We start from the raw sequence: 4,996 nt of genomic DNA on the forward strand, positions 1-4,996 counted from the left end.
GCATTCCTCCTGAAGAAACACGGTCAACTGTGGGAGCGGGCTTGCTCGCGAAGACGCCGGCTCATTCACCATCAATTTGAGCCAATGCCGCCCGCAATCGAATGGCACTCGCCCTTGGGCAATTGAGTTGCACCCGCGCCAACCCCAGCCAATCCGCCATCCGCCGCAGATTCACCGCCAGCGCCAGCATCCCCTCATCATCCAGCCCCTGCTCTTCCTCGTGCACCGCATGCACCGCCAACTGCCCTGCCGCCCGCTCGGCCCGCAGATCGACCCGCGCGGCGATTCGTTCATGGTGCAAAAACGGCAAAACGTAATACCCATACACCCGCTTGTGCTGCGGAGTGTAGATCTCCAGTCGGTAGCGGAAATCGAACAGCCGCTCGGTACGGCTGCGCTCCCAGACCAGTGAATCGAAAGGCGAAAGCAGCGCGCTGGCCTCGACCTTGCGCGGTGGCCTGGCGTCGGGCAGGCAATAGGCCGGTTGCCGCCAGCCCTGAACGTCACACATCAGCAACTCGCCCGCCTCCACCAGCTCTGCAAGTCGCGGCTGGCTGTCGGCGGGGTTCAGGCGGAAATAGTCCCGCAGATCTTTCTCGGTGCCCACGCCCAGGGCGGCCGCGGCATGCAGCAGCAGGCCGCGCTGAGCTTCGGCCTCGTCGGGCATCGGTTGCGTCAGGATCGCCGAGGGAATCACCCGATCCGGCAGGTCGTAGAGCCGCTCGAACCCGCGGCGCCCGGCGACCGTAACTTCACCGGCGGCAAACAGCCATTCGAGCGCATGCTTCTCCGCGCTCCAGTCCCACCACGGGCCGGCCCGCTCCTGGCGCGTCGACAGGCTGCCGGCGCCGAGCGCACCCTGCTCCTCGACGCAAGCCAGGACCCGACGAATCGTGTCCTGCTGCTCTCGCCCGAAACGCGCCAGCTGTTGATAGATGTCTTCGCCCCGCGTCGCCCGCTGCATGCGCCAGCGCATCATCGGGTACAGCGACAGCGGCATCAGCGAAGCCTCATGGCCCCAGTATTCGAACAAGGTGCGACGACGGCCCTGACTCCAGGCAGCCTGGTCGAGCAATTCAGAGGGATAGTTACCGAGACGGGAAAACAGCGGAAGGTAGTGCGAACGCACCACGGCATTGACGGAATCGATCTGCAGGATGCCCAGCCGTTCGATCAGCCGGTTCAGGTGGGCCGCTTTAATCGTCGCTGGCGGCTGGCGCCCGTTGAATCCTTGGGCAGCCAGCGCCAGACGCCGAGCCTGTTTGAGGGATAAGGATTGTGTCGCGGGCATGAGCATCTCCTTGTCTGCTCGCAACCTACCTCACCATAAGTCGGTTTGTGTAGTTGGATGTCACTCATTTATGCATCGGATCATTCCAGAATGGCTTGACCGACTCGAACTCGACATCCGCCCGACTCATACCGATGTCCTTCAGCGCTTCGTCGCTCAGGCTTGCCAGCAGTTCGCGCTCGCGATGCAGCTCGTACCAGCGGCTGACCTTGTGCAGCAGATCGGAAATCAGATGGACCGAGTGTTTTTCTGCGCCTTGGAACTCATGTAGACCTTTCATCTTGTTGCCCTCCGTTTGGATGGCTCCAGTCTCGCGCCGGGTCTAAGATCAATCCAACAAATGTTTCTGATGGCAAACATCTCGGAGATTGATAAATGTCTACTTATCAGACTATCGATACCGAAGTGCTGCGCACCTTCGTCGCGATCGCCGACCAGGGTGGCTTTACCCGCGCCGGCGAGCTGGTTCATCGCACGCAGTCGGCGGTGAGCATGCAGATGAAACGGCTGGAAGAAGACGTGTTGCAGCGTCAGCTGTTCCAGCGTGACGGCCGGCAAGTACGGCTGACTGCCGAAGGCCAGGTGCTGCTGGGGTATGCGCGGCGCATCCTCAAGCTGCACAGCGAGGTGTTCAACACCTTGCGCGAACCGGACATGGTCGGCACGGTGCGCATCGGCACGCCGGACGATTACGTGATGCGCTTTTTGCCGGGGATCCTGCGGCGCTTCGCTCAGTCCTATCCGCTGATCCAGATCGAAGTGCACTGCGAATCTTCAAAACAATTGCTGATGCGTCAGGACCTCGACCTGTCGATCGTCACCCGCGAACCGGGTAGCGAAATCGGCCAGTTGTTGCGCAAGGAACGGTTCGTCTGGGCCGAGGCGCAGTGCTACAGCGCCCATGAGCAAACACCCTTGCCGCTGGCGATGTTCAACAGTGACTGCTTTTGCCGGATGTGGGCCTGCAACGCTCTGGATGCGGCGGGGCGCGATTACCGCGTGGCGTACAACAGCGACAGCCTGTCGGCGATCATGGCGGTGGTCAGCGCGGGCCTTGCGGTCACCGCGCAACTGGAAAGCCTGATCACTCAGGACATGCGCATCCTTGGTGAAGCCGAGGACCTGCCGTTATTGCCCGAGGCCAGCATCATGCTGGTGCGCAATCTGCACAACCCTTCGCCGATCACCGAATGCCTGGCCGAACATATCGTCGACGGCTTCAAACTTTAAAGGCGAGCATCACCGCGCATAACACCAGGAAACCGCAGAACAGAGCGCGAAGCAGGCGTTCGGGCATGGCGTGGGCGATCTTCACACCCCAACTGATGCTCAGCAGGCCGCCGACTGCCAGAGGTACGCCGATCGCCCAATGGACCTGATGGTGCACGGCGTAAGTGACCAGGGTGACGCCGGTGCTGGGCAGTGCCAGCGCCAGCGACAACCCTTGGGCAACCACCTGCGTGGTGCCGAACAGACTGGTCAGCACCGGCGTCGCCACCACCGCCCCGCCCACTCCGAACAACCCGCCCATGGTGCCGGAAGCGGCACCGAGCACGCCCAGCCATGGCCATGAATACTTCATTTGCGAAGACGCCGGCGTGCGGGCAGAGAACATGCGCACCAGGTTGTAAGTCGACAGCGCGACCAGAAAGGCGACGAAGCCGATGCGCATGGTTTGCGCATCGATGCCCACGGCCCAGATCGAGCCGAACCAGGCGAAACAGAAACCCATCGAAGCCAGAGGCAGGGCATGGCGCATTTCGATGCGATTGCGCTGGTGGTAGCGCCACAGCGCCAGCATGACGTTGGGCACCACCATGACAAGTGCCGTGCCTTGGGCGATTTGTTGATCCAGACCGAACAGTACGCCCAGCAGCGGGATGGCAATCAGACCGCCACCGATGCCGAAGATGCCGCCCAGGGTGCCCAGGGCCGCGCCGAAAACCAGATACATCAAAAACTCAATCACTGCGAGGTCCTCCAGATAGTGAGCTCATCGTACTCAGATGATTCTGGTGGGGAAACGCACAGCAGCGCACAATGGCTGTGCTCGACTCGCATAAGCAAAACGGCTTTTTATGAACCCTAATCAATTGACTGACCAGCTCGCTCTGTTCCTGGACGTTCTGGAAACCGGAAGTTTTTCTGCCGCCTCTCGTCGCCATCCGCTGACGCCCTCTGCGGTGGCGCGACGGATCGACAGCCTCGAAAGCGCCGTGGGCAGCCAGTTGTTCGTTCGCACAACCCACGCGGTTCGAGCGACGCCGGCCGGTTTGGCATTTGCCGAACGGGCCCGGCGGATCGTCGAGGAACTGCGGCTGGCGCGAGCAGAGGCGGTGTCCCTGAGCAGCGCACCCGAAGGTCTGATTCGGGTGGACGCCCCGGCAGCATTCGGTCGTCGCCATCTGGCTCCGGTAATCGCGGACTTTCTGGCGCTTTATCCAGGCCTTGATGTGCACCTGCATCTGATCGACAGCTTCGTCGATATGCAGGGCCTGAATCTGGGTAAAGTCGACCTGGTGCTGCGTACCGGTCAATTGGCCGATACTCGGCTGGTCGCTACCCCGCTGGCGAGCATGATGCGTATCGCCTGTGCCAGCCCGGACTATCTGCAACGCCGGGGCGTCCCCAGAGACCCGGTGCAACTCTGCGAACACGACGGCGTGGACTGGGAGGGTTTGGCACCGCAGTTCGCATGGCGCTTCGAGCTTGAAGGTCAGATGCAACTGCATCGACCTTCGCGCATACGCATGAGTGCCAACAATGCCGAGGCCCTGGTCTTCGGCGCGTTAACCGGTCTGGGCATCGCCCATTTGCCGACCTGGCTGGCCAGCGAATACCTGGTGCGTGGCGAGTTGTTGCCGCTGTTCTGCGAAAACGGCCTGCCCAAGCCGGAAAGCACCGGGATCTATGCCCTGCGTCTGGAACAACAACCCAATTCCCGCAGCCGCCTCTTGCTGGAATACCTGAAAACCCGCTTCAGCCCGATCCCGCCCTGGGATCTGGTACTGCAAACCCATCTGAATCGCCACTAGTCCGGAATTGTCTGGCGCATTAAAGATTTGACCGCTAGATTCATGACGATCATTGCTCAAGGCTTCGAAATGACCACCGAACGCGACACCCCGGATAACTGCGACGACCTGCTGCTGGACAACCAGGCCTGCTTCGCCCTGCATTCCACTTCACTGATGATGACCAAGGTCTACAAGCCCTTGTTGCAGGCGCTGGGCCTGACGTATCCACAGTACCTGGCGATGATGGTGCTGTGGGAACAGGATGGTTTGACCGTTGGAGAAATCAGCGCACGTCTGCTCACAGATCCCGGCTCGCTCACGCCCCTGCTCAAACGCCTGGAAGCCGAAGGTTTGCTCAGCCGTACCCGCAGCCGTGAAGACGAGCGCGTGGTGATCGTCGAACTTACCGATCAGGGTCGGGGTTTGCGAGACAAGGCCCGGAGCATTCCCCAGTGCATCCTCGGCGCCAGCGGCATGACGCTGGAGCGGCTGCAGAATCTGCAGGCGGAGCTGCAAGAGCTGCGTCGGCATTTGCAGGACAGCCTCTAACCCTCAGACATCCCCTCCCCTGTGGGAGCGAGCCTGCTCGCGATGGCGGTTTCACATTTAGCATCGATGCTGACTGACCCGCCGCATCGCGAGCAGGCTCGCTTGTATGTTTAGACTTGAAGGGGTGGGCGGGACTAAA

Annotated in this window: 6 protein-coding genes; 3 read left to right on the plus strand and 3 right to left on the minus strand. The window is 61.3% G+C overall.

Annotated elements, in window-relative coordinates; translation table 11 throughout:
• Positions 1-61: 61 nt before the first annotated feature.
• Together ACW9JE_RS28430 and ACW9JE_RS28435 are read right to left on the minus strand one after the other, a co-directional pair.
• Positions 62-1,291 (minus strand): winged helix-turn-helix domain-containing protein, encoded by a 1,230-nt coding sequence (locus tag ACW9JE_RS28430; protein WP_457434650.1) that lies wholly within the window; start codon positions 1,289-1,291, stop codon positions 62-64.
• Positions 1,292-1,355: 64 nt separating this feature from the next.
• Positions 1,356-1,571 carry a DUF1127 domain-containing protein gene (locus ACW9JE_RS28435; protein ID WP_224537226.1) on the minus strand — a complete coding sequence of 72 codons (216 nt, stop codon included), beginning with the start codon at positions 1,569-1,571 and terminating at the stop codon, positions 1,356-1,358.
• A 95-nt stretch (positions 1,572-1,666) separates the two neighbouring features.
• Between ACW9JE_RS28435 and ACW9JE_RS28440 the strand changes: the two genes are divergently transcribed.
• Positions 1,667-2,521: a LysR substrate-binding domain-containing protein gene (locus ACW9JE_RS28440; RefSeq protein ID WP_224537227.1), complete on the plus strand. Its 855-nt coding sequence runs from the start codon at positions 1,667-1,669 to the stop codon at positions 2,519-2,521.
• Here the strand turns inward: ACW9JE_RS28440 and ACW9JE_RS28445 are convergent.
• Positions 2,511-3,245 carry a sulfite exporter TauE/SafE family protein gene (locus ACW9JE_RS28445; protein WP_457434651.1) on the minus strand — a complete coding sequence of 245 codons (735 nt, stop codon included), beginning with the start codon at positions 3,243-3,245 and terminating at the stop codon, positions 2,511-2,513. The genes ACW9JE_RS28440 and ACW9JE_RS28445 overlap by 11 nt on opposite strands.
• A gap of 124 nt (positions 3,246-3,369) precedes the next feature.
• On the opposite strand from ACW9JE_RS28445, the gene ACW9JE_RS28450 reads away from it, so the two are divergent.
• Both ACW9JE_RS28450 and ACW9JE_RS28455 read left to right on the plus strand, forming a co-directional pair.
• Positions 3,370-4,326 (plus strand): LysR family transcriptional regulator, encoded by a 957-nt coding sequence (locus ACW9JE_RS28450; RefSeq protein WP_224537229.1) that lies wholly within the window; start codon positions 3,370-3,372, stop codon positions 4,324-4,326.
• 69 nt (positions 4,327-4,395) lie between these two features.
• On the plus strand, positions 4,396-4,857 hold the full coding sequence (locus tag ACW9JE_RS28455) for a MarR family winged helix-turn-helix transcriptional regulator (RefSeq protein WP_457434652.1): 462 nt from the start codon (positions 4,396-4,398) through the stop codon (positions 4,855-4,857).
• Positions 4,858-4,996 lie beyond the last annotated feature (139 nt).

Source organism: Pseudomonas sp. SDO55104_S430, from assembly GCF_054070595.1.

Excerpts from the sequence above, each read along its gene's own strand:
- ACW9JE_RS28430 (WP_457434650.1), bottom strand. The coding sequence starts at position 1,291 with ATGCCCGCGACACAATCCTTATCCCTCAAACAGGCTCGGCGTCTGGCG.
- ACW9JE_RS28435 (WP_224537226.1), bottom strand. The coding sequence starts at position 1,571 with ATGAAAGGTCTACATGAGTTCCAAGGCGCAGAAAAACACTCGGTCCAT.
- ACW9JE_RS28440 (WP_224537227.1), top strand. The coding sequence starts at position 1,667 with ATGTCTACTTATCAGACTATCGATACCGAAGTGCTGCGCACCTTCGTC.
- ACW9JE_RS28445 (WP_457434651.1), bottom strand. The coding sequence starts at position 3,245 with ATGTATCTGGTTTTCGGCGCGGCCCTGGGCACCCTGGGCGGCATCTTC.
- ACW9JE_RS28450 (WP_224537229.1), top strand. The coding sequence starts at position 3,370 with ATGAACCCTAATCAATTGACTGACCAGCTCGCTCTGTTCCTGGACGTT.
- ACW9JE_RS28455 (WP_457434652.1), top strand. The coding sequence starts at position 4,396 with ATGACCACCGAACGCGACACCCCGGATAACTGCGACGACCTGCTGCTG.